The organism is Burkholderia sp. AU31652, from assembly GCF_002223155.1.
Taxonomy (GTDB): domain Bacteria; phylum Pseudomonadota; class Gammaproteobacteria; order Burkholderiales; family Burkholderiaceae; genus Burkholderia.
This window is the reverse complement of record NZ_NKFG01000004.1, coordinates 40747-63169: the sequence shown is the minus strand read 5'-3', so window position 1 is coordinate 63169 and position 22423 is coordinate 40747. Positions and strand designations below refer to the sequence as shown.

Annotated in this window: 22 protein-coding genes; 11 read left to right on the top strand and 11 right to left on the bottom strand. The window is 67.5% G+C overall.

Features of this window, described 5'->3' with window-relative positions; genetic code table 11:
* Nucleotides 1-184 precede the first annotated feature (184 nt).
* From CFB40_RS12625 to CFB40_RS12605, 5 genes are all read left to right on the top strand, one after another.
* Nucleotides 185-802 (top strand): DUF4126 domain-containing protein, encoded by a 618-nt coding sequence (locus CFB40_RS12625; RefSeq protein ID WP_011352729.1) that lies wholly within the window; start codon nt 185-187, stop codon nt 800-802.
* A complete protein-coding gene (locus CFB40_RS12620) occupies nt 799-3414 on the top strand; it encodes an ABC transporter permease (RefSeq protein WP_179255275.1) in 2616 nt (871 codons plus the stop codon). Before CFB40_RS12625 ends, CFB40_RS12620 begins: the two co-directional genes overlap by 4 nt.
* A gap of 43 nt (nt 3415-3457) precedes the next feature.
* Nucleotides 3458-3868: a group II truncated hemoglobin gene (locus CFB40_RS12615; protein WP_069248490.1), complete on the top strand. Its 411-nt coding sequence runs from the start codon at nt 3458-3460 to the stop codon at nt 3866-3868.
* Between the two features lie 105 nt (nt 3869-3973).
* Nucleotides 3974-4705, top strand: a complete 732-nt coding sequence (locus CFB40_RS12610; RefSeq protein WP_089431501.1) for an alanyl-tRNA editing protein — start codon at nt 3974-3976, stop codon at nt 4703-4705.
* Entirely contained in the window at nt 4702-5319 is a 618-nt protein-coding gene (locus CFB40_RS12605) for a DUF924 family protein (protein WP_089431500.1), read from the top strand. Before CFB40_RS12610 ends, CFB40_RS12605 begins: the two co-directional genes overlap by 4 nt.
* Nucleotides 5320-5508: 189 nt before the next feature.
* Here the strand turns inward: CFB40_RS12605 and CFB40_RS12600 are convergent, their stop codons facing one another.
* The 11 genes from CFB40_RS12600 to CFB40_RS12550 all read right to left on the bottom strand — a co-directional run bounded on the left by CFB40_RS12600 (nt 5509) and on the right by CFB40_RS12550 (nt 15001).
* Nucleotides 5509-7401, bottom strand: coding sequence for an ArnT family glycosyltransferase (locus tag CFB40_RS12600; RefSeq protein ID WP_089431498.1), 1893 nt, complete (start codon nt 7399-7401; stop codon nt 5509-5511).
* Between the two features lie 229 nt (nt 7402-7630).
* On the bottom strand, nt 7631-8392 hold the full coding sequence (locus CFB40_RS12595) for an SDR family oxidoreductase (protein ID WP_089431496.1): 762 nt from the start codon (nt 8390-8392) through the stop codon (nt 7631-7633).
* Nucleotides 8393-8414: 22 nt separating this feature from the next.
* On the bottom strand, nt 8415-8996 hold the full coding sequence (locus CFB40_RS12590) for a TIGR00730 family Rossman fold protein (RefSeq protein ID WP_048020480.1): 582 nt from the start codon (nt 8994-8996) through the stop codon (nt 8415-8417).
* Nucleotides 8993-9751, bottom strand: coding sequence for a TetR/AcrR family transcriptional regulator (locus CFB40_RS12585; protein WP_021161119.1), 759 nt, complete (start codon nt 9749-9751; stop codon nt 8993-8995). The genes CFB40_RS12590 and CFB40_RS12585 overlap by 4 nt, the downstream gene beginning before the upstream one ends.
* Before the next feature lie 205 nt (nt 9752-9956).
* Nucleotides 9957-10493 carry a diacylglycerol kinase gene (locus tag CFB40_RS12580; protein WP_039370536.1) on the bottom strand — a complete coding sequence of 179 codons (537 nt, stop codon included), beginning with the start codon at nt 10491-10493 and terminating at the stop codon, nt 9957-9959.
* Nucleotides 10490-11524 carry a glycosyltransferase family 4 protein gene (locus CFB40_RS12575; RefSeq protein ID WP_059531147.1) on the bottom strand — a complete coding sequence of 345 codons (1035 nt, stop codon included), beginning with the start codon at nt 11522-11524 and terminating at the stop codon, nt 10490-10492. Before CFB40_RS12575 ends, CFB40_RS12580 begins: the two co-directional genes overlap by 4 nt.
* A gap of 29 nt (nt 11525-11553) precedes the next feature.
* Complete coding sequence (locus CFB40_RS12570; RefSeq protein WP_069248481.1) at nt 11554-12492, bottom strand: UDP-2,3-diacylglucosamine diphosphatase; 939 nt, start codon at nt 12490-12492, stop codon at nt 11554-11556.
* A gap of 225 nt (nt 12493-12717) precedes the next feature.
* A complete protein-coding gene (locus tag CFB40_RS12565; RefSeq protein WP_089426625.1) occupies nt 12718-13224 on the bottom strand; it encodes an RDD family protein in 507 nt (168 codons plus the stop codon).
* Between the two features lie 6 nt (nt 13225-13230).
* Nucleotides 13231-13989, bottom strand: a complete 759-nt coding sequence (locus tag CFB40_RS12560; RefSeq protein ID WP_089431494.1) for a DUF3106 domain-containing protein — start codon at nt 13987-13989, stop codon at nt 13231-13233.
* 26 nt (nt 13990-14015) lie between these two features.
* Nucleotides 14016-14441: a DUF3619 family protein gene (locus CFB40_RS12555; protein ID WP_089425986.1), complete on the bottom strand. Its 426-nt coding sequence runs from the start codon at nt 14439-14441 to the stop codon at nt 14016-14018.
* Nucleotides 14438-15001, bottom strand: a complete 564-nt coding sequence (locus tag CFB40_RS12550) for an RNA polymerase sigma factor (RefSeq protein ID WP_089425985.1) — start codon at nt 14999-15001, stop codon at nt 14438-14440. The genes CFB40_RS12555 and CFB40_RS12550 overlap by 4 nt, the downstream gene beginning before the upstream one ends.
* 355 nt (nt 15002-15356) lie before the next feature.
* Between CFB40_RS12550 and CFB40_RS12545 the strand changes: the two genes are divergently transcribed.
* From CFB40_RS12545 to CFB40_RS12515, 6 genes are all read left to right on the top strand, one after another.
* Nucleotides 15357-17120, top strand: a complete 1764-nt coding sequence (locus tag CFB40_RS12545; RefSeq protein WP_046544741.1) for an acetolactate synthase 3 catalytic subunit — start codon at nt 15357-15359, stop codon at nt 17118-17120.
* Between the two features lie 112 nt (nt 17121-17232).
* Nucleotides 17233-17724, top strand: a complete 492-nt coding sequence (gene ilvN / locus CFB40_RS12540) for an acetolactate synthase small subunit (RefSeq protein WP_011352712.1) — start codon at nt 17233-17235, stop codon at nt 17722-17724.
* 95 nt (nt 17725-17819) lie between these two features.
* Nucleotides 17820-18836, top strand: a complete 1017-nt coding sequence (ilvC, locus tag CFB40_RS12535) for a ketol-acid reductoisomerase (RefSeq protein WP_039370562.1) — start codon at nt 17820-17822, stop codon at nt 18834-18836.
* Nucleotides 18837-18963: 127 nt separating this feature from the next.
* Nucleotides 18964-19608 (top strand): phosphatidylserine decarboxylase, encoded by a 645-nt coding sequence (locus CFB40_RS12530; protein ID WP_039370565.1) that lies wholly within the window; start codon nt 18964-18966, stop codon nt 19606-19608.
* Nucleotides 19609-19623: 15 nt separating this feature from the next.
* Entirely contained in the window at nt 19624-20496 is an 873-nt protein-coding gene (gene pssA / locus CFB40_RS12525; protein ID WP_069248477.1) for a CDP-diacylglycerol--serine O-phosphatidyltransferase, read from the top strand.
* 319 nt (nt 20497-20815) lie between these two features.
* Nucleotides 20816-22360, top strand: coding sequence for a 2-isopropylmalate synthase (locus CFB40_RS12515; protein ID WP_089431493.1), 1545 nt, complete (start codon nt 20816-20818; stop codon nt 22358-22360).
* Nucleotides 22361-22423: the final 63 nt, after the last annotated feature.

The following is a 22423-nucleotide window of genomic DNA, read 5'->3' as shown; positions in this document are numbered from 1 at the left end:
CGGTGCCGCACTGCGGATTTGCGCCGGCCGCCCATCTAGCCTGTCTATAATGGAACGCATTCGGGCCTGAATACCGTCGTGCTTCTCGCGGCACGCGGTGCCGGTCGCCACGCGCCGCGCGGCCGGTCTGTCCGACCCGATCCGATCAATCGGCAAATCGCACGGAAAGTGCAAGGAGAGGGCCATGATCGAAGCCATTTCGCTCGGCGCGGGGCTCGCGTGGGCGAGCGGCCTGCGCCTGTACCTGACCGTGCTGATCGCCGGCGTGCTGGCGCGGTTCGGCTGGCTCCACCTGCCCGACACGCTGGCCGTCCTGATGTCGCCGTGGGTCATCGGCGCCGCGGCCGTGCTCACCGTCACCGAATTCCTTGCCGACAAGATCCCCGCGTTCGACTCGCTGTGGGATGCCGTGCACACCTTCATCCGCATTCCGGCCGGCGCCGTGCTCGCAGCCGGCGCGCTCGGCCATGCCGATCCGACCGTGCTCGCGGTCGCAGGGCTCGCCGGCGGCTCGCTCGCCGGTGCCGCGCACGTGGCGAAGGCCGGCACGCGCGCGATGATCAACCTGTCGCCCGAACCGATTTCGAACTGGATCGCGTCGTCGACCGAGGACGGCCTCGTGGTCGGCGGGCTCGTGCTCGCGTTCTTCGTTCCGCTCGCGTTCCTCGTGCTGCTTGCCGCCTTCATCGCGGCGTCCGCGTGGGCGCTCCCGCGCCTGTGGCGCGGTGTCTCGGGCGGCTTTCGCGGCATGGCGAACCACATGGTGTCGCGGCTCAACTCGATCGGGGGGAAGCGCGATTGAAGGGGCGGCAACCCGCGGCGCAGCCGCCGGCCGGGCACCCCGGCCATGAGGTGAACGCGCATGCCGGCCGCTTCGGCCTGCGCGACCTGATCCGCCAGGCCGCCCGCATGACCGCGCGCGACTGGCGCGCGGGCGAGTTGACGCTGCTCGTCCTTGCACTGGTGCTCGCGGTCGCGGCGCTGACGAGCGTCGGCTTCCTCGCCGACCGCCTGCGCCAGGGGCTCGAGCGCGACGCGCGCCAGATGCTCGGCGCCGATTTCGTCGTGCGGGCCGATCGTCCCGTCGATCCGTCGTTCGATCAGCAGGCCCGCGCGCTCGGCCTGCGTACTGCGACGACCGCCATCTTCCCGAGCATGATCGCGTCCGCCACGGGCGGGCAGGCGACCGACGCGGCGCCGTCGCGCCTCGCGGCCGTGAAGGCCGTGTCGCCCGGCTATCCGTTACGCGGCGCGGTCGAGATCCTGCCGGCCGGCGCGGCCACCGCGCAGAAGGCGGCCGCGATTCCCGCGCCCGGCACCGTTTGGGCCGATCCGGCGCTGCTCGATGCGCTGCACCTGAAGGCCGGCGATACGGTGCGCGTCGGGCTGCGCACGTTCAAGGTCGCCGCGTCGATCTCCCGCGAGCTCGATCGCGGGTTTTCCTTCGTCAATTTCTCGCCGCGGCTGATGATGCGCGCGGACGAGCTGGCCGCGACGGGGCTCACGGGCTATGGCAGCCGTGTCACGTACCGGCTGCTGGTTGCCGGTGACCAGCAGGCCGTCGCACGCTTCGAGGCGTATGCGCACGCACGTGTCGACGGCGGGAAGCTGCGCGGCGTCGGTCTCGAGTCGTTGCAGGAAGGCCAGCCGCAGGTGCGGCAGACGCTGGATCGCGCACGCCACTTCCTGACGCTTGTCGCGCTGCTCACCGCGCTGCTCGCGGCGGTCGCGATCGCGATGGCCGCGCAGCGCTACATGCGGCGCCATCTCGACGGCTGCGCGACGATGCGCTGCCTCGGCGTGAGCCGCCGCACGCTCGGCGCGCTGTTCGCACTCGAATTCGCTGGCATCGGGATCGTGTCCGGCGCTGCAGGCGCGGTGCTCGGCTATGGCGGCCACTGGGCATTGCTGGCCGCGCTCGGCAGCCTGATCGACGTGGTGCTGCCGCCCCCCACGCTGTGGCCGGCGCTGATCGGCATGGGCGCCGCGCTCGTGTTGCTGCTCGGTTTCGCGCTGCCGCCGCTCGTGCCGCTCACGCGCGTGCCGCCGGTACGCGTGCTGCGGCGCGAGTGGGGCGACGCGTCGCGCACGGCGTGGGTCGCGTATGCGGTCGGCGTCGTGCTGTTCGCGGGGCTGCTGATCGCGGCCGCCGGCAACCTGAAACTCGGGCTGATCGTCGCGGGCGGTTTCGCCGGCGCGCTGGTCGGTTTCGCGCTGATCGCGCGGCTCGTGCTGTTCGCCGCCGCGCGTGCGGTGCGCAACGCGCGCGTGGCCGCGGGCGTCGGCTGGCGTTACGCGCTGGCGTCGCTGCACCGGCGCGGCACGGCGAGCGCGCTGCAGATCACCGCGCTCGCGCTCGGCCTGATGTGCCTGCTGCTGATCGCGATCACGCGCAACGACCTCGTCGCGGGCTGGCAGCAGTCGACGCCGCCCGATGCGCCGAACCAGTTCCTGATCGACATCCAGCCCGACCAGCGCGCCGACGTCGCGGCCTATCTGGCCGCGCACGGCGTGCGCGACGCGGTGCCCGAGCCGATGGTGCGCGGCCGCCTCGTCGCGATCAACGGCAAGCCGGTGAATCCGGACGCCTACCCGTCCGAGGAGGCGCGCCGGCTCGTCGACCGCGAGTTCAACCTGTCCTATACGACCCGGTTGCCGTCCGACAACCGGATCGTCGAAGGCGACTGGTTCGGCACCGCGGCGACGCCGCAGATCTCGATCGAGGCGGGCCTCGCGAAGACGCTGAACGTGAAGCCGGGCGACGTGCTGCGCTTCGACGTGACGGGGCTGACGGTCGACGCGCCGATCACGAGCGTGCGCAAGCTCGACTGGGGTTCGTTCCGCGTCAATTTCTTCGTGCTGATGCCGCCGCCGGTGCTGAAGGATTTCCCGGCCGTGTACCTGACGAGCTTCCATTTGCCGGCATCGAATGCCGCGCTGCTCGATCCGCTGATCGCGCGCTATCCGAACCTGACCGCAATCGACGTCGCGCCGATCCTCGCGCAGTTGCAGCGGATGATGCTGCAGGTGGTCGGCGCGGTGCAGTTCCTGTTCATGTTCACGCTCGCGGCCGGCGTGCTCGTGCTGTACACGGCGCTCGCCGGCACGCGCGACGAGCGGGTGCGCGAGGCCGCGCTGCTGCGCGCGCTCGGCGCGTCGCGCGCCCAGGTCAACGCGGTGCAGCGCGCGGAGTTCGTCGTGGTCGGCGCGCTGGCCGGTGCACTGGCGTCGGCGGGCGCGATCGCGGTCGGCTGGGTGCTCGCGTCGCGCGTGTTCGATTTCCAGCTCGCCGTCGATCCGTGGCTCGTGCCGGCCGGCATCGCGGCCGGCGTCGCGTGCGCCGGTGCGGCCGGCTGGCTGAGCCTGCATAATGTGCTGCGGCGCCCCGCGCTGCAGTCGCTGCGCGACGCATGAGCGTCGCCGGCGGCCCCGAAGATCCTGTTTTCCGACTATCCGTATGACCGATGTGAATGACGATGCGCCGTCGCAGCCGACGGCGTTCGAGCTCGTGGGCGGTGAAGCCCGCGTGCGCGAAATGGTGGACCGCTTTTACGACCTGATGGATCTCGAGCCCGAGTTCGCGCAGATTCGCGCGCTGCACCCGGATTCGCTCGACGGTTCGCGCGACAAGTTTTTCTGGTTCCTGTGCGGGTGGCTCGGCGGCCCCGACCACTACATCAGCCGGTTCGGCCATCCGCGGCTGCGCGCGCGGCACCTGCCGTTCCCGATCGCGTCGGTCGAGCGCGACCAGTGGCTGCGCTGCATGGCGTGGGCGATGGAGGACATCGGGCTGCCCGAGCCGCTGCGCGAGCGGCTCATGCATTCGTTCTACGACACGGCCGACTGGATGCGCAACCGGCCCGGTTGATCGACCGGTACGCCGCCGCCCGCGCGCGGGACGATCTGCGTCTGGGCGCGCGCGCCGCGCGGCGCGACACTTGCCGCTTCCCCCAATCGATACGAGGCTCGCCCGATGACGACACAAGCGCTGTTTCGCGAAGACGCGTACCTCACGCAATGCGACGCGGTCGTGCTGGCCGTCGGCGACGACGGCATCCGGCTCGACCGCACCGTGTTCTATCCGCTCGGCGGTGGCCAGGCCGGCGACACCGGCACGCTGACGCTGCCCGACGGCAGCACGATCGCGATTGCCGATACGCGCAAGGCCAAGTTCGACGGCGCGACGCCCGACGACGCCGTGCACGTGCCCGCACCGGGGCAGGAGGTAAGCGTCGCGGCGCTCGAGCCCGGCACGCGCGTGATCGCGGAGATCGACTGGCTGCGCCGCTATCGCCACATGCGGCTGCATACCGCGGCGCACCTGATGTGCGCGGTGCTGCCGTACGCAGTCGATGGTTGCAGCGTGACGGCCGACTACGTGCGGCTGGATTTCGCGACGTCCGACGCGATCGACCGCGATGACGTCGAGCGGCGCCTCGCCGGCCTGGTGGGCGGCGCGCATCCGGTCACGACCGAATGGATCACCGACGACGAGATGGCCGCGCGGCCGGACCTCGTGCGCACGATGAGCGTGAAGCCGCCGATGGGCCTCGGCCGTGTGCGGCTGCTGCGCATCGAGCAGGTCGACCTGCAGCCGTGCGGCGGCACGCATGTGCGCAATACGTCCGAAATCGGCGAGCTGCGGGTCGCGAAACTGGAAAAGAAGAGCGCGCGCACCCGGCGCCTCGTACTGGAGTTTGCATGACGATTGACACCCCCCACGCGGGCGCGGCGGCGCTCGATCCGCAAGCGCGGGAAATTCTCGATTTCTGGTTCGGCGAGCCGGGCTCGGCCGAGTTCGGGCAGAACCGCAAGGTCTGGTTCAACGGCGGAGCGGCATTCGACGACGTGCTGCGCACGTGCTACGGCGCGTTGCTCGACGCCGCGTGCGACGGCGCTTGCGATCACTGGGCGGGCTCGCCGTCGGGGGCACTGGCGTTGATCGTCGTGCTCGACCAGTTCTCGCGCAACATCCATCGCGGCACGCCGCGCGCGTTTGCCGCCGATCCGAAGGCGCTCGCGCTCGCGCGCCGCGTCGTCGCGGCCGGCTGGGACGCGCAGTTGCCGAGCGGCCATCACCGCGCGTTTGCGTATCTGCCGTTCGAGCATGACGAGTCGGTCGAGAGCCAGCGCGAAGCCGTGCGCCTGTGCGCGGGCATTCGCGACGAAGCAGGGTGCGAGAGCTATCATCGCTTCGCGTTGCTGCATGCGGCCGTCGTCGAGCGCTTCGGCCGCTTTCCGCACCGGAACGCGATTCTCGGTCGGGAATCGAGCGACGAGGAGACGGCGTTTCTTCGCGAGCCTGGTTCGTCGTTCTGAGGATTCGGGCGGCGGTGTGACGCGGGAAGAGGGGAGGCCCACGGGGTCACGCGGGCACGGTGGCGGCAGGGCACGCCGGTCGGCGGCGCGCATTTCCCGATGGCTGTTCGCTGCTCGGGCGGTGGTGCTCACCATGCCACGCCCGCTACGACGGCAAGCACGGCGGCGCGTCTGCCGTGCCTCCCCGCATTACTCGACGTGCTGTTCAGGCGTGCGCACGTACACGCGCAGCAGTTCCTCGTTGTCGCCCGGGCGGGCGCCCGTCCAGAACAGTTTCCATTCGTCGCCGGGCGCCGGATCGACGGCCCGCACGCCCTGCACGATCATCCAGGTGCAGCGCGTCGTCTTCGCGTCGGCGATCGGCGTGTGCTGGATGCCGGAGAAGTAGTACAGCATCGGCGCTTCCGATTCGCCGAGCCCGTGCAGGCTCGCCATGCAGTCGCCGTCGTTCCATTCGAGCGCGAGGTGCGCGTTCAGGTCGTCGAACACCGAGCGGTAGCTCTTCGCGACATCGAGCCACGGCAGCAGCAGCGTGTAAATGAGCCCCCACGCAACGAGTGCGCCGGCGCCCCACGACAGCGCGCCGCGCCAGACGCCGGTCGTACGCAGCTTCGGCAGCAGCGTCAGCCAGCCGACCGTCAGCGCGAGCGCACCGATCACGAGCGCGGGTTCGATCGGCATCGTCCAGTCGAGCGGCAGCCAGCGGCCGAGCAGCGTCAGATCCTTGCGCGACGCGGCCGGATCGGCCATCACCGCCCAGATGGCCCAGGCGAGCGCGGTGGCCGTGCCGAACAGGATGCGGCTCAGGTAGTCCCACGCGAGATGCAGCTGGCGCGGCAGGCGGTCGATGGCCTGTGCGGCGACCAGTGCGAGCGGGGCGAAGAACGGCAGGATGTAGAGCTGGCGCGACGTCGCGGACACTTGCAGCACGGCGAGCCCGACGACCGTGAACATCACCGGCAGCGCGATGCGCGGCGTGCGCCAGTCGCGCCATGCGCCCCGCGCGAGCGCGACGATCGCGAGCGGCGCGACCGGGAAGCCGACGAGCAGGAACGCACGCAGGATGAAGAACGGCTTGTCGTTTTCCGCGCCCAGTTGGGGGACGGAGAAACCGAAGAAGCGGCCGACGTTGTTATCCCAGAACCACGTCATGAACAGCGTCTCGGAGCGCAGGAACAGTGCGGTCGGCCAGACGAGCGCGAACGGCGCGAACACGAGTGCGGCGATGCCGAGCGAGCGCGCGAACGCGCGGGTGCGGCAGGCCGGATAGAGCACCATCGCGCCGACGAGCGTGGCGGCAAACACGAGCGGCACGAACAGCCCCTTCGTCATCAGCGCGATGCCGACGCCCGCGCCGAAGATCGGCGCGGCCCAGCGGCCCGACGGCCGGACCGGCAGCCCGTGCCGCATCTGCTGCGCGCGCGTGACGTGCTGCATCACGAGTTCGAGCAGCCCGCAGAACGCGATTGCCGTGCCGGCGAACAGCGCGACGTCGGTCATCATGTCGTGCACGTGCTTGATGACGACGAGCGTGCCGGCGCTCAGCACGACGGGACCGATCACGCGCAGGTCGAGCCAGGCGTCCGCGCGGCTGGCGACGCGCGCCGCGCGCGCGATGAAGCCGAATGCCAGCGCGGCGAACAGCGCGCTCGCGAGCCGGGCCGCGTCGTGCAGCGGCATGACGCGCTGCAGCAGCCAGGCGAGGCTGGTCGCGACCCACGCGTAAAGCGGCGGCTTTTCCATGAACGGCAGGCCGGCATTGGTCGGCACGACGAAGTCGCCGGTCTCGAGCATGTGCTGGATGATGCCGAACGTGTAGGTTTCGTCCTGCTTCCACGGATCGTGGCCGAGCACGCCCGGCAGCGTATACGCGCAGATCAGCGCGGCGACGAGCAGCCACGCGCGCCAGCCGAGCAGGCGCGAGCGTTCGCGCGTCGTGCTGGTGGCGGCGGTCGACGCGGCGACGGGCGTGCCGGCGGCGTCGAGCGTTGCGGTGAGATCGGCGTCGGCGGTCGAGTGGGTGTGCGGGGCCGGAGCGGGCACAGACGTGCGTCGCCGGCTGGGCGCTGCGGTTCCAGGCATGGAAGGAATCTCGGGTCGAGTCGAGCCGGTCCGGCGACGTGGGCAGGACCGATTGGGGCCATATCAAAGGCCAACGGACGGATGTTTATGACACCTGTCTGAATGTCCGCTAGTAGACCACGGAATTGTTACGGTGGATTACCGTTCGTGTCACGAAATTGTGGAGATTTGTGGTGTCGTGACGACGGATTGCTTTGGACGGCGGTTTTTGATGTGCGGCAGTGCGGAATTACCGGCCGCCGCCGACGTCGAGCAGGGCGCCCGTCGTGTAGGACGCCGCGTCGCCGAGCAGCCAGACGATTGCTTCGGCGATCTCCTGCGCTTCGCCCGCGCGGCCGAGCGGCGTCGTGGCGCCGAGGCGGGCCGCACGGCCCGGCTGGCCGCCACTCGCGTGAATGTCGGTCTCGATCAGGCCGGGTCGGACCGCGTTGACGCGCACGCCGTGCGGGCCGAGTTCCTTCGCGAGACCGATCGTCAGCGAGTCGACCGCGCCTTTCGACCCCGCATAGTCGACGTATTCGTTCGGCGAGCCGAGCCGGGAGGCGATCGACGATACGTTGACGATCGCGCCGCCGCGGCCGCCGCGGTCGGTGGAGAGCCGGCGCGCGGCCTCGCGCGCGCACAGATACGCGCCGAGTACGTTGGTGTCGAACATCCGCCGCAGCCGGTCGGCCGGCATGTCGGCGAGCGGCATCGACGGCGCGACGATGCCCGCGTTGTTGACGAGCGCGTCGAGGCGGCCGAATGCGGCCGTGACGGTGTCGAACATCGCGACGACATCGGCTTCGTTCGCGACGTCGCCCGCGACGACGCACGCCCGGCCGCCCGCGTCGCGGACGGCCTGCGCGGTGAGTTCGGCCGCCGCCGCGTCGCGCGCGTAGTTGATGCCGACGTCCCAGCCGCGCTCGGCCGCGAGCACGGCGGTTGCGCGGCCGATGCCACGGCTCGCGCCGGTGATGAGGACGGCCTTGCGGTCGGACGGTGCGGTCATCGCGTGCGGGTTCCGGTGACGGTTACTTGGCCGCGTCGGGCGCCCACTTGTCGCGGGCGGGCGGCTGGTAGCGACGCAGTCGCTCGATCAGCTCGACGGGTTCCGACTCGACGCACAGTGCGTCGAAATAGGCCGGACGCATGAAGCCCTCGTCGACCGTATGACGCAACAGCGCGATCAGCGGATCGTAGAACGAATCGATGTTGTAGACCGCGACGGGCTTGCGGTGATAGCCGAGCTGCGCCCACGTGTAGACTTCGAAGAGCTCTTCGAGCGTGCCGGCGCCGCCGGGCATCGCGACGAACGCGTCGGAGAGATCGGCCATCATTTTCTTGCGGTGGTGCATGTCGGGCACGACGTGCAGTTCCGACAGCCCCGTATGGCCGACTTCCTTGTCGACGAGCAGTTCGGGGATCACGCCGACCGCACGGCCGCCGGCCGCCATCACTTCGTCGGCGATCACGCCCATCAGGCCGACCCGGCCGCCACCGTAGACGAGCGTGAGGCCCGCATCGACGAGCGCGCGACCGAATGCGCGCGCGGCATCGGCATAGACGGGCCGCACGCCGGACGACGAGCCGCAGTAAACACAAACAGCCTTCATTGCTTGGAGTCCTTGGCGGGTGCCTGCCCGGTGACGACGGGGCTGTCGGCGGGGCGCGGCGAGCCGTCGCGCGGCGGCAGGTAGTCGGTGAACTGGCGCTTCGGCAGCTTGCCCGAGACCAGGTCGTCGAACAGCTGGCGCGAACGGCCGCGCAGGTACGGTGCCATCACGGAGATCACGTGCATGCTGACCTGGTGCAGTTCCTCGCGGATCGCGTCCTGGTCGTTGTATTTGCGCGGATGCATCACGTACTGATACGACAGCCAGTACGTCGAAATGACGGCCATGTTGGTGGCGATGACTTCGATCTCGGCGGGCGTCGCGACCATCTCGGCGTCGGACACGAGCAGCTCGCACATGTCGCGCGCGAAGCGCACCTTGTGGCTGATGATCTGCTTGAAGTGCGTCTCGAGCGTGCGGTTGCGGGCGAGCAGGTCGTTGAGGTCGCGATACAGGAACCGGTAGGTCCACATGAAATCGGCCATGTACTGCAGGTACGACCAGGTTTCGTCGATCGTCGGACGGTGATCTTCGGGAAAGCGCAGCCGCCGTTCGATCTGCTGCTCGAACTGCGCGAAGATGCTGTTGATGATGTCGTCCTTGTTGCGGAAATGGTAGTACAGGTTGCCTGGACTGATTTCCATTTCCTCGGCGATCGTCGTGGTCGTGACGTTCGGCTCGCCGATCTCGTTGAAGAGTTTCAACGACAACTCGAGAATCCGTTCGCGGGTGCGGCGGGGAGGTTTCGCTTCCATGTCGTCCGGCCCTGTGTGTGCCGGACTGGCGGGCGCTGCAATCGATGCTGCGTGATTCGTCCGGCGCGGGTTGCTGTTCTATGTCTAGCGGACGATTATAAACCGGGGTTTCGCCACATCGGGGCATTTCGTGATCGCCGCGCCGCGCGGCGTATGGTGCAGCGCCGCACGCGGGCGGTGCGCCAGATACCCGCGGGGCAGCCGTCTAGAAGCCGAGCCAGCGTGCGACGACGGGGCCGAGCACGAAGCCCCACGTCGTCACGCACGCGAACAGCGCGACGGTCACGGCTGCGCTGCCGAGGTCCTTCGCGCGCTTCGAGAGTTCATGACGCTCGAGCGAGATGCGGTCGATCGCGGCCTCGACGCTCGAGTTCAGCAGCTCGACGATCAGCACGAGCAGCACCGACGCGATCAGCAGCGCACGCGATGCCGCCGGCACCGGTGCGAACGCGCCGATCGGGAGCATCAGCGCGGCGAGCGTGAGTTCCTGGCGAAACGCGCTCTCCTCGCGGATCGCCACGCGAAAGCCGTTCAGCGAATGCTTGAGGGCGTACCAGGCGCGCGTGATGCCGCGATGGCGCTTGTACGGGTTCGGCGGCAGCGGCGCGAGCCGATCGTCGGGGCCGAGCGGCTCGTGCGCGTGCACGTCCGCGTCGGCGTGCGGCTCTTCCTCGTCGAACGGGCGGTGCCGTTGCGGCGTTGCGTCGGGGGGCGGGATTTTGTCGTTCAGGTCTCGTTTCAAACGGCGGCACCTTCTGCTGGCGAGTACGCGGTCTTCGGCAGCGGCTTCAGATGCGACGCGAACTGCTCGGATGCCGCGCGCCACGAGAAGCGTTCGGCCCACGCGCGCGCAGTGGTGCGTTCGATCTTCAGCGCCTCGAGGCAGGCTTCCTGCAGGTCTTCGTGCATTGCGCCGGCGTCGCCTTCGCCGAGCACGTCGATCGGGCCCGTCACGGGATACGCGGCTACCGGCGTGCCGCAGGCGAGCGCCTCGAGCAGCACGAGGCCGAACGTGTCGGTGCGACTCGGGAACACGAACACGTCGGCCGCAGCATACACCTTGGCGAGCTCGGCCTGTGACAGCACGCCGAGATAGTTTGCTTCCGGATAGCGCGACTTCAGCTCCGCGAGCGCGGGGCCTTCGCCCGCGACCCACTTCGAGCCGGGCAGGTCGAGGCGCAGGAATGCCTCGACGTTCTTCTCGATCGCGACGCGGCCCACGTACAGGAAGATCGGCCGCGCGGTATTGAGCACCTTCGATTCCATCGGCCGGAACACGTCGAGATCGACGCCGCGCGTCCACAGCACGACGTTCGTGAAGCCGAATTTCTCGAGATCCTGCTTGACGACCGGCGTCGGCGCCATCACCGCGAGCGACGGGCCGTGGAACCAGTGCAGGAAGCGGTAGGTCGCGGCGAGCGGGATGCCGAAGCGCGCCTGCACGTATTCCGGAAAGCGCGTGTGGTACGCGGTCGTGTACGGCAGCTTGCGCGAACGCGCGTAGCGTCGCGCGGCGAGGCCGAGCGGGCCTTCGGTCGCGATGTGCAGCGCGTCGGGTGCGAACGCATCGATCCGCGCGCGCAGCTTGCGGTACGGCAGGATCGACAGGCGGATCTCCGGGTAGGTCGGGCAGGGCACCGTACGGAATTCCAGCGGCGTCAGCAGTTCGACGCGGTGGCCGAGCGCGGTGAGTTCGCGCGACGTGCTCTTCAGCGTGCGCACGACGCCGTTGACCTGCGGTTCCCACGCGTCGGTGACGATCATGATCTTCATCGCGGCTTTGTCCTGTAAGTAGGGGGGTGTCAGGCAGTGGCCTTGGCCTTGCGCGACGTGGTCTCCGTCGGTGCGGTGCGCATCACCGTCCAGTAGACGATCTTCAGTTCGCCTTCCATCGTCTCGACGAGTGCGGACAGGCTTTCGACCCAGTCGCCGTCGTTGCAGTACAGCACGCCGTCGATGTCGCGGATCTCCGCCTTGTGGATGTGGCCGCACACGACGCCGTCGCAGCCGCGGCGGCGCGCCTCGTCGGTCATCACGGTCTCGAACTGGGAGATGAAGTTGACGGCGTTCTTGACCTGGTGCTTCAGGTACTGCGACAGCGACCAGTACTGGAAGCCGAGCCGGCTGCGGATCCGGTTGAACCAGCGGTTCAGCACGAGGATCAGCGTGTAGAGCGTGTCGCCGAGGTACGCGAGCCATTTCGCGTGCTGGATCACGCCGTCGAACAGGTCGCCGTGCACGATCCACAAACGTTTGCCTGCGAGCGTCGTGTGGAACGCCTCGCCGCGCACCTGGATGTCGCCGAACGCGAGATCGCAGAACTGCCGCGCGCCTTCGTCGTGGTTGCCGGGGATGTAGACGACCTGCGTCCCCTTGCGTGCCTTGCGCAGGATCTTCTGCACGACGTCGTTGTGCGCCTGCGGCCAGTACCAGCCCTTCTTCAGCTGCCAGCCGTCGATGATGTCGCCGACGAGGTACAGGTACTCCGAATCGTTGTGACGCAGGAAGTCGAGCAGGTACGGCGCCTGGCAGCCGCTCGAGCCGAGGTGGATGTCGGACAGCCAGATGGTGCGGTAGCGGTGGGCCGACGAGTCGGGGTCGTCATGCTGCGTGGCGTGCCCCGCAGGCGGGTCTTGCGAGACCAGCCCGTCGGTTGCGGCAGAACCGGACAGGAACGCTGTGGCGGCGCGGGCGCCGATGGGGTGACGGAACAGGGAGGTCGCGGACGTTTTCTGGCCCATGCATGACTCGCGCCGGTTGACATTACCGGCATTCCGCCATGCGGGCGTGACTGTGCCATGACAGTCACGAGACGTTCTTATTACGACCGCTGCAGGGTGTTTAGCAGTGAATGGCGGGGCGTTGCGTAATGTGCCGTACAGAACGGACGGTCATTGTCGGGCAGCGCTGCCGGGACGGGCGGAAGTCGCCTCGGCGAGGTGTTTTCGTCAGGCGAATGCCGCGTGTCAGCGCGGTATCGCGACGACGCGCGTGCGGGCGATCCGGTCGTGCGGAAACTGCCGCTCGGCATGCAGCCGCGCGGCGCCGGCCCAGGCGGCGATCCATGCGGCGGTGAGCGCGAGCGTGACGGGTACCGACAGGCCGAGGAGCGGATGCAGCGCGAGCGGCGGCAGGAACCACAGCCAGCCGAGCGCATAGCGGACGAGCGCGTGGCCCGCGCTCAGCGGCCGGCCGCTCGACGATTCGAGCCGCAGCCGCCAGGTCTTCATCGGCAGCGTCTGCCCGCCGTGGGTCCAGAACCAGACGAAGTACGCGCCGACCACGAGCGCGATCCAGGCGGCGAGCAGGTTGTGATGGACGAGGCCGTTGCGTTGCTGCGTCGCGAGGCTGAACGCGAGCCCGGCGAAGAACACGACGCCGAACAGCAGCACGCCTTCGTAGAGCAGCGCGGCGAGGCGCCGCCGCACGGACGGCGCGGCGGCCGGAGTTTCAGGTGCGTGGGCGTTCGCCACGGGCACTCAGGAGCCCTTGAACAGCGAGGGCGCGTCGGCGGGCGACACCGGCGCCACGGCAGCCGGCGCGGATGCGGTGCCGGCCGTCGACGATGCGGGCACCGGCGGCGCGACGGCGGCCGAGACGGGCGCCGGTGCGGTGGCCGGGCCGCTGGCCGGGTGTTCGTGCGAATTGACGAGGCGGCGCACGTCCCGGTCGGCGACGGTCGGCGGCGCACTGACGACGCTCGGCCGGCGGCGGCGCTCGGCGGCCGCGAGCCGTTCCTTCTGCTCCTCCGGGAGTTGCTGGTATGCCTTCCACGCCCGCTCGCGCGCCTGTGCGGAAAGCTCCTTCGCACTCTGGTAGTTCTCGCGCGCGACGCGGCGCTGCTCGGGCGTCATCCTGGCCCATTCGGTCATCCGGTCCTGCAGGCGCTTTTGGTCATCGGGCGTCAACTTCGCGAAACGCGACGCGATCTTCAGCCATTTGCGCTTGCGGGCATCGCTGAAGCCGTCCCACTGGTCGGCGAACGGCGCGAGCGCCGCGTGCTGCGCCGGCGTGAGGCGCGCCCACGACAACGGGCCGGTAGCGGCCGGCAGCGGCAGGGGCAGCGGGGGGAGTTCGGTGCTCAGCCCGGTCGCGGCCGATGCGGGCGCGGCAGGGCTGCTGACCGCGGCGGTGGTCGTCGCGGGGGCCGGGTGGAATCGTGGGTAAGTGGCGACGTAGGAAACGGCGATCGCGATTACGCATCCGAAAAATACGGCCAGGCCGCGCTTCTGACTCACCCGTGCGATCCCCTCGTTATTGTCTGTTAGTGAGCGCGCGACAGATACGCGTTGAACCCGTGGTCGAGATACGCGTTGAGCGGCAGGTCGTCGCTGAGCATCGCCGCGTCGATATCGGCGAGTTCGGCGGTGCGCTGCATGTCTTCCCAGTAGGCGATGCCGACGAGCCCCGCGAGCAGCAGGGCCAGCGGCCACGCGCGCAGCAGGCGGCGCGCGAACGACGCCGGCGGGCGGCTCGCGGGCGCCGTGCCGTACGCACCGGCCGCGCCGGCGAAGGCCGGCACGAACACCGGCACGGTCGCGGCTTCGGGCTTCTTGCGCGCGAGCGCAGCCCGGCGGGCGACGGCCAGACGGTCGGTGGTCGCGGCAGGCAGGTCGGCCGCGCACTCGTCCAGCGCGCGGCGCACCTTCAACGCGAATTCGTGTTCTCGATTTGCGGGAGCGGAGCTCATAGCGTGATTCCTTTGGCCTTGAGCGCGTGCGCCAGCGTGTGGGTGGCCCGTGAGCAGTGCGTCTTCACGCTGCCCTCGGAGCACCCCATTGCGGCGGCAGTCTCGGCGACATCCATATCTTCCCAATAACGCATCAGGAACGCTTCCCGTTGACGCGCCGGAAGCTTCTGGATTTCTTCGTCGATCAGGGCCAGAACCTGCTCTCGTTCGAGGCGGTGCTCGCTGCTTTCGACGCCCGCGTTGTCGTCCGCGGATTCGAGTGTTTCGAGCGGGTCGAAGTCGTCGTCGTCGCTGCTGTTTAGCGACGAAAAGAGCGTGACCCACGTGTTGCGGACTTTCTGCCGGCGGAACCAGTCGTGGATCGCGTTCTGCAGGATCCGCTGAAAAAGCAGCGGCAACTCGGCCGCCGGCCGGTCGCCGTACTTCTCCGCAAGCTTGATCATCGCGTCCTGCACGATGTCGAGCGACGCATCGTCGTCACGCACGGCGTACGCAGCCTGCTTGAACGCGCGCCTTTCGACGCCCGCCAGAAAGTCGGCGAGTTCCTTGTCTGATGCCATTCCGTGAAGGTATGCGCTGCGGGCCGCTGCGTGGTGTAAAAGGTCGAAAAATTTCGTAAAACCCGCGGATGCTATCAAATTTTCGCGCCGCTTGGCACCGGGTTGGGCGCCGCACGTTGCGCGCGAGCCGCGGCGGCGGGGTGCCGGGCGGCACTCATGATGCGCTGCGGGATATTTTGCTTGACGACCCCATCGCGACCCGCTATCGTCAATGATTCGCAACATGAAGTGATGGTCTCATTTGAGGCTGGCCCAAGAAGCCTGCCCTTCAAACTGGACGCGCCGCTTGAACCCGAGCCACAAGCCCGGCAGAGAGCACCCGATCAATTTTTTGCCGAAAATTCGAAAGGTCAAAATGAACATGCCCAGCGCGGAATTCTCCACGTCGGAACCCCTTTCCCCTCCCGATAGCGACTCCATCGGCGGTACGGTGCTCATGAAGGCACTGGCCGATGAAAACGTCGAATTCATCTGGGGCTACCCCGGCGGCTCGGTACTCTACATCTACGACGAGCTTTACAAGCAGGACAAGATTCAGCACGTGCTGGTGCGCCACGAACAGGCGGCCGTGCACGCAGCCGATGCGTATGCGCGTTCCACCGGCAATGTCGGCGTCTGTCTCGTGACGTCGGGCCCCGGTGTCACCAACGCGGTGACCGGCATCGCCACGGCGTACATGGATTCGATCCCGATGGTCGTGATCAGCGGCCAGGTGCCCACGGCCGCGATCGGCCAGGATGCCTTCCAGGAGTGCGACACCGTCGGCATCACGCGTCCGTGCGTGAAGCACAACTTCCTCGTGAAGGATGTGCGCGACCTCGCGGAAACCGTCAAGAAGGCGTTCTATATCGCCCGCACCGGCCGTCCGGGCCCGGTGCTGATCGACATCCCGAAGGACATCTCGAAGACGCCGTGCGAATACGAGCCCGTCAAGAGCGTGTCGCTGCGTTCGTACAATCCGGTCACGAAGGGCCATTCGGGCCAGATCCGTAAGGCCGTGTCACTGCTGCTGACGGCCAAGCGCCCGTACATCTACACGGGGGGCGGCATCATCCTCGCCGACGCGTCGCGTGAACTGAACCAGTTCGCGGACCTGCTCGGCTACCCGGTCACGAACACGCTGATGGGCCTCGGCGGCTATCGCGCGTCGGACAAGAAATTCCTCGGCATGCTCGGCATGCACGGCACCTACGAAGCGAACATGGCGATGCAGCACTGCGACGTGCTGATCGCGATCGGTGCCCGCTTCGACGACCGCGTGATCGGCGACCCGGCGCACTTCGCGTCGCGTCCGCGCAAGATCATCCACATCGACATCGACCCGTCGTCGATCTCGAAGCGTGTGAAGGTCGACATCCCGATCGTCGGCGACGTGAAGGAAGTGCTGAAGGAACTGATCGAGCAGTTGCAGACGGCCGAGCATGGCCCCGACACCGAGGCGCTCGCGCAATGGTGGAAGGACATCGAGGGCTGGCGCTCGAAGGACTGCCTGAAGTACGACCGCGAAAGCGAGATCATCAAGCCGCAGTACGTGGTCGAGAAGGCGTGGGAGCTGACGGACGGCAATGCGTTCGTGTGCTCGGACGTCGGCCAGCACCAGATGTGGGCGGCGCAGTTCTACCGTTTCAACAAGCCGCGTCGCTGGATCAACTCCGGCGGCCTCGGCACGATGGGCTTCGGCCTGCCGGCAGCGATGGGCGTCAAGATGGCGCACCCGGACGACGACGTGCTGTGCATCACGGGCGAAGGCTCGATCCAGATGTGCATCCAGGAACTGTCGACCTGCCTGCAGTACGACACGCCCGTGAAGATCATTTCGCTGAACAACCGCTATCTCGGCATGGTTCGCCAGTGGCAGCAGATCGAATACAGCAAGCGCTATTCGCATTCGTACATGGATGCGCTGCCTGATTTCGTGAAGCTCGCCGAAGCGTACGGCCATGTCGGCATGCGGATCGAAAAGACCTCGGATGTGGAGCCGGCGCTGAAGGAAGCGCTGCGCCTGAAGGACCGCACCGTGTTTCTCGACTTCCAGACCGATCCGACCGAAAACGTCTGGCCGATGGTACAGGCCGGCAAGGGCATCACCGAGATGCTGCTCGGATCGGAAGACCTGTAACGGCGCGACGCGCGCCTGAGCCCGATGCGGCCGCCTTCACGAAGGGCGGCGCGGCACGCGGCAGCGCGCGGCGCGAGTGAATCGACACGGACACATTCTGGAAGAAGCGAACATGAGACACATCATTTCCGTCCTGCTGGAGAACGAACCGGGCGCGCTGTCGCGCGTGGTCGGTCTGTTTTCCGCACGCGGCTACAACATCGAAACCTTGACGGTGGCGCCGACCGAAGACCAATCGCTGTCGCGGCTCACCATCGTTTCCATTGGCTCCGACGACGTGATCGAACAGATCACGAAGCATCTGAACCGCCTGATCGAGGTGGTGAAAGTGGTGGACCTGACCGACGGTGCACACATCGAACGCGAGCTGATGCTGATCAAGGTACGTGCAGTGGGCAAGGAGCGCGAAGAAATGAAGCGGATGGCGGACATTTTCCGCGGCCGCATCATCGACGTGACCGAAAAGACCTACACGATCGAATTGACGGGCGCGAGCGACAAGCTCGACGCATTCATCCAGGGGCTGGACGCGGGCGCGATCCTAGAGACCGTGCGCACCGGCAGCTCCGGCATCGGACGCGGCGAGCGCATCCTGAAGGTGTGATGCCAGACAGGCACGCCGGGTGCGCCGTCATGTCCCGGCCCGCAGTACTCCATCCGAACGAATTGTTGAATTTTTGAATTAGCGAAGGAACCATCATGAACGTTTTCTACGACAAAGACGCTGACCTCTCCCTCATCAAGGGCAAGCAAGTCACGATCATCGGCTACGGCTCGCAAGGCCATGCACACGCGCTGAACCTGAAGGACAGCGGCGTGAACGTGACGGTCGGCCTGCGCAAGGGCGGCGCGTCGTGGAGCAAGGCCGAAAACGCAGGCCTGTCGGTCAAGGAAGTCGCGGAAGCGGTGAAGAGCGCCGACGTCGTGATGATGCTGCTGCCGGACGAGCAGATCGCCGACGTGTACGCGAAGGAAGTCCACGCGAACATCAAGCAGGGCGCGGCGCTGGCATTCGCGCACGGCTTCAACGTCCACTACGGCGCGGTGATCCCGCGCGCCGACCTCGACGTGATCATGATCGCGCCGAAGGCACCGGGCCACACGGTTCGCGGCACGTACTCGCAAGGTGGCGGCGTGCCGCACCTGATCGCGGTTGCGCAGAACAAGTCGGGCGCGGCACGCGACATCGCGCTGTCGTACGCGGCAGCGAACGGCGGCGGCCGTGCGGGCATCATCGAAACCAACTTCCGTGAAGAGACCGAAACCGACCTGTTCGGCGAGCAGGCCGTGCTGTGCGGCGGTACGGTCGAGCTGATCAAGGCCGGCTTCGAGACGCTGGTCGAAGCAGGCTACGCGCCGGAAATGGCGTACTTCGAGTGCCTGCACGAGCTGAAGCTGATCGTCGACCTGATCTACGAAGGCGGCATCGCGAACATGAACTACTCGATCTCGAACAACGCCGAGTACGGCGAGTACGTGACGGGCCCGCGCATCGTCACGGAAGAGACGAAGAAGGCGATGAAGCAGTGCCTGACCGACATCCAGACGGGCGAGTACGCGAAGAGCTTCATTCTCGAGAACAAGGCAGGCGCGCCGACGCTGCAGTCGCGCCGCCGCCTGACGGCCGAGCACCAGATCGAGCAAGTCGGCTCGAAGCTGCGCGCGATGATGCCGTGGATCGCGAAGAACAAGCTCGTCGACCAGTCGAAGAACTAAGCACCGCGTGCTGTTCCGGCCCCTCGAATAGAGGGCCGGTACCAAAAAGCCGCCCGAAGGCAGCAGTGCCCCGGGCGGCTTTTGCTATCCTACGGGCTTTGCAATTCACCGAACACAGAACGAATCCATGAACTATCCTCATCCGATCATCGCGCGCGAAGGCTGGCCGTTCATCGCGATTGCAGCCGTCATCGCGCTGTTGATCCATGCTGTCGGGGGCTTCGGCTTCGCGTGGCCGTTCTGGCTGCTGCTCGTCTTCGTCGTCCAGTTCTTCCGCGACCCGCAGCGCCCGATCCCGGCGCAGCCGAACGCGGTGCTGTGCCCGGCGGACGGCCGCATCGTCGCGGTCGAGACCACGCAGGACCCGTACGCGAACCGCGAAGCGCTGAAGATCAGCGTGTTCATGAATGTCTTCAACGTCCATTCGCAGCGTTCGCCGGTCGATGGCGCGATCTCCAAGGTCGAATACTTCCCGGGCGCGTTCCTGAACGCGGCGATCGACAAGGCGTCGACCGAGAACGAGCGTAATGCGGTCGTGATCCAGACGGCGAGCGGCAAGACCGTGACCGCGGTGCAGATCGCCGGCCTCGTCGCACGCCGGATCCTCTGCTACGTGCGTGCGGGCGAACCGCTGTCGCGCGGCCAGCGCTACGGTTTCATCCGCTTCGGTTCGCGCGTCGACGTGTACCTGCCGCTCGGCAGCCGCGCGAAGGTGTCGATCGGCGAGAAGGTCTACGCGTCGTCGACGATCCTCGCCGAACTCGAACAGTAAGCGGCGGAGCGCACGATGGCCGCATTCAAACCGCGTCGGCCGCGCAACGGCGCCGGCCAGACGCCACGCCCGTTCCGGCGCAACAAGGTGATGGCGCAGGATCCGGTGCCCATCGAGAGCCGCCGCGCCGCGCGCCAGCGGTTCCTGAAGACGCGCGGCATCTACCTGCTGCCGAACGCGTTCACGACCGCCGCGCTGTTCTGCGGCTTCTTCGCGGTCGTGCAGGCGATGAACGTGCGTTTCGAGATCGCCGCGATCGCGATTTTCGTCGCGATGGTGCTCGACGGAATGGATGGGCGCGTGGCACGCATGACGCATACGCAGAGCGCGTTCGGCGAGCAGTTCGACAGCCTGTCGGACATGGTGTCGTTCGGCGTCGCGCCCGCGCTCGTGATGTACGAGTGGGTGCTGAAGGATCTCGGCCGCTGGGGCTGGCTCGCCGCGTTCGTGTACTGCTCGGGCGCCGCGCTGCGCCTCGCGCGCTTCAATACGAACATCGGCGTCGTCGACAAGCGCTTCTTCCAGGGGCTGCCGAGCCCGGCCGCCGCCGCGCTGATCGCGGGCTTCGTGTGGCTCGCCACCGACAACCGCGTGCCGATGAAGCTCGGCTGGCTGCCGTGGGTTGCGTTCGTGCTGACGATCTACGCGGGCGTGACGATGGTGTCGAACGCGCCGTTCTACAGCGGCAAGGCGCTCGACGTGCGGCACCGCGTGCCGTTCGCGGCGATCCTGCTGGTCGTCGTCGCGTTCGTGCTCGTGTCGTCCGATCCGCCGCTGATGCTGTTCTGCCTGTTCGTGCTGTACGGGCTGTCCGGCTACGTGTTCTGGGGCTACATGGCCATCCGCGGGCGCGCGAATCCGGCGCGCTCGTCGCAGCGCGATCACTGACGCACGCGCATGCTTTGCCCGGAAACGGCGGCCCCAGGGTCGCCGTTTTCATTTGTCCCTGGATCGGCCCGTGCGGCCGGAAACCCCGGGTGCCGTCCGATTGCGCACCCAACGGAATGCCGCTATAGTCTTTGGCATGACTGCATTTTCCCGCCTCTCCCTCCTTCTAGCCGGTGCGCCGCTACGCGCGCTAGCTTCGGCGCGCCTGCCGCGCTGACCGTTCTCGCCCCCCGTCAAGCTTCGTCTGTTGTCGAGCGTCGCCAGCGGTGGCGCGATCTCGTTACGTTTGACTTCCGTATAAAGAGCCCTGGAGCCCCCCATGACAGACAAGCTGATCATTTTCGATACGACGTTGCGTGACGGCGAACAATCGCCCGGTGCGTCGATGACGAAGGAAGAGAAAATCCGCATCGCGAAGCACCTCGAGCGGATGAAGGTCGACGTGATCGAGGCCGGCTTCGCGGCCAGCTCGAACGGCGATTTCGACGCGATCCACACGATCGCCGGTCTCGTGAAGGACAGCACGATCTGCTCGCTGGCGCGCGCCAACGACAAGGACATCCAGCGTGCGGCCGACGCGCTGAAGCCGGCCAACAGCGCGCGGATCCACACGTTCATCGCGACGTCGCCGCTGCACATGGAGAAGAAGCTGCGGATGACGCCGGACCAGGTGTTCGAGCAGGCGCGTCTCGCGGTGCGCTTCGCGCGCAAGTTCACCGACAACGTCGAATTCTCGCCGGAAGACGGCAGCCGCTCGGATCTCGACTTCCTGTGCCGCGTGCTGGAAGCCGTGATCGCGGAAGGCGCGACGACGATCAACATCGCCGATACGGTCGGCTACGGCGTGCCGGAGCTGTACGGCAACCTCGTGAAGACGCTGCGGGAGCGCATTCCGAACTCGGACAAGGCGATCTTCTCGGTGCATTGCCACAACGATCTCGGGATGGCGGTGGCGAACTCGCTCGCCGGCGTGAAGATCGGCGGTGCGCGCCAGATCGAGTGCACGATCAACGGCCTCGGCGAGCGCGCGGGCAACACGTCGCTCGAAGAAATCGTGATGGCCGTGAAGACCCGCAAGGACTACTTCGGCCTCGACGTCGGCATCGACACGACGCAGATCGTGCCGACGTCGAAGCTCGTGTCGCAGATCACCGGCTTCGTCGTGCAGCCGAACAAGGCGGTGGTCGGCGCGAACGCGTTCGCGCATGCGTCGGGCATTCACCAGGACGGCGTGCTGAAGGCGCGCGACACCTACGAGATCATGCGCGCGGAAGACGTGGGCTGGACCGCCAACAAGATCGTGCTCGGCAAGCTGTCGGGCCGCAACGCGTTCAAGCAGCGCCTGCAGGAGCTCGGCGTGGCGCTCGACAGCGAGAGCGAACTCAATGCCGCGTTCATGCGCTTCAAGGATCTGGCCGATCGCAAGGCCGAGATCTTCGACGAAGACATCATCGCGATCGTGTCCGAGGAATCGGCGCTCGCGCACGAGCAGGAGCACTTCAAGTTCGTGTCGCTGTCGCAGCGTTCGGAGACGGGCGAGCAACCGCAGGCGAAAATCGTGTTCGCGGTCGAAGGCAAGGAAGTGACCGGTGAGGCGCGCGGCAACGGCCCGGTCGACGCGACGTTCAATGCGATCGAGAGCGAAGTCGGCAGCGGTTCCGAACTGCTGCTGTACTCGGTGAACGCGATCACGACCGGCACGCAGGCGCAGGGCGAAGTGACCGTCCGGCTGTCGAAGAGCGGGCGGATCGTCAACGGCGTCGGCACCGATCCGGACATCGTCGCCGCATCCGCGAAGGCTTACATCTCCGCACTGAACAAGCTGCATTCGAAGGACGACAAGGTCAATCCGCAGCGCTCGTAAGCGCAGCGCGTCCCCGAAACGCCCCGTGCGGCCCTGTGCCGCTGAACTGCACCCCAAAAGTTG

What these genes read in the sequence shown, in the direction of transcription:
- CFB40_RS12625 (WP_011352729.1), top strand. Translation starts at nt 185, where the DNA reads ATGATCGAAGCCATTTCGCTCGGCGCGGGGCTCGCGTGGGCGAGCGGC.
- CFB40_RS12615 (WP_069248490.1), top strand. Translation starts at nt 3,458, where the DNA reads ATGACCGATGTGAATGACGATGCGCCGTCGCAGCCGACGGCGTTCGAG.
- CFB40_RS12610 (WP_089431501.1), top strand. Translation starts at nt 3,974, where the DNA reads ATGACGACACAAGCGCTGTTTCGCGAAGACGCGTACCTCACGCAATGC.
- CFB40_RS12605 (WP_089431500.1), top strand. Translation starts at nt 4,702, where the DNA reads ATGACGATTGACACCCCCCACGCGGGCGCGGCGGCGCTCGATCCGCAA.
- CFB40_RS12600 (WP_089431498.1), bottom strand. Translation starts at nt 7,401, where the DNA reads ATGCCTGGAACCGCAGCGCCCAGCCGGCGACGCACGTCTGTGCCCGCT.
- CFB40_RS12595 (WP_089431496.1), bottom strand. Translation starts at nt 8,392, where the DNA reads ATGACCGCACCGTCCGACCGCAAGGCCGTCCTCATCACCGGCGCGAGC.
- CFB40_RS12590 (WP_048020480.1), bottom strand. Translation starts at nt 8,996, where the DNA reads ATGAAGGCTGTTTGTGTTTACTGCGGCTCGTCGTCCGGCGTGCGGCCC.
- CFB40_RS12585 (WP_021161119.1), bottom strand. Translation starts at nt 9,751, where the DNA reads ATGGAAGCGAAACCTCCCCGCCGCACCCGCGAACGGATTCTCGAGTTG.
- CFB40_RS12575 (WP_059531147.1), bottom strand. Translation starts at nt 11,524, where the DNA reads ATGAAGATCATGATCGTCACCGACGCGTGGGAACCGCAGGTCAACGGC.
- CFB40_RS12570 (WP_069248481.1), bottom strand. Translation starts at nt 12,492, where the DNA reads ATGGGCCAGAAAACGTCCGCGACCTCCCTGTTCCGTCACCCCATCGGC.
- CFB40_RS12555 (WP_089425986.1), bottom strand. Translation starts at nt 14,441, where the DNA reads ATGAGCTCCGCTCCCGCAAATCGAGAACACGAATTCGCGTTGAAGGTG.
- CFB40_RS12550 (WP_089425985.1), bottom strand. Translation starts at nt 15,001, where the DNA reads ATGGCATCAGACAAGGAACTCGCCGACTTTCTGGCGGGCGTCGAAAGG.
- CFB40_RS12545 (WP_046544741.1), top strand. Translation starts at nt 15,357, where the DNA reads ATGAACATGCCCAGCGCGGAATTCTCCACGTCGGAACCCCTTTCCCCT.
- ilvN (WP_011352712.1), top strand. Translation starts at nt 17,233, where the DNA reads ATGAGACACATCATTTCCGTCCTGCTGGAGAACGAACCGGGCGCGCTG.
- ilvC (WP_039370562.1), top strand. Translation starts at nt 17,820, where the DNA reads ATGAACGTTTTCTACGACAAAGACGCTGACCTCTCCCTCATCAAGGGC.
- CFB40_RS12530 (WP_039370565.1), top strand. Translation starts at nt 18,964, where the DNA reads ATGAACTATCCTCATCCGATCATCGCGCGCGAAGGCTGGCCGTTCATC.
- pssA (WP_069248477.1), top strand. Translation starts at nt 19,624, where the DNA reads ATGGCCGCATTCAAACCGCGTCGGCCGCGCAACGGCGCCGGCCAGACG.
- CFB40_RS12515 (WP_089431493.1), top strand. Translation starts at nt 20,816, where the DNA reads ATGACAGACAAGCTGATCATTTTCGATACGACGTTGCGTGACGGCGAA.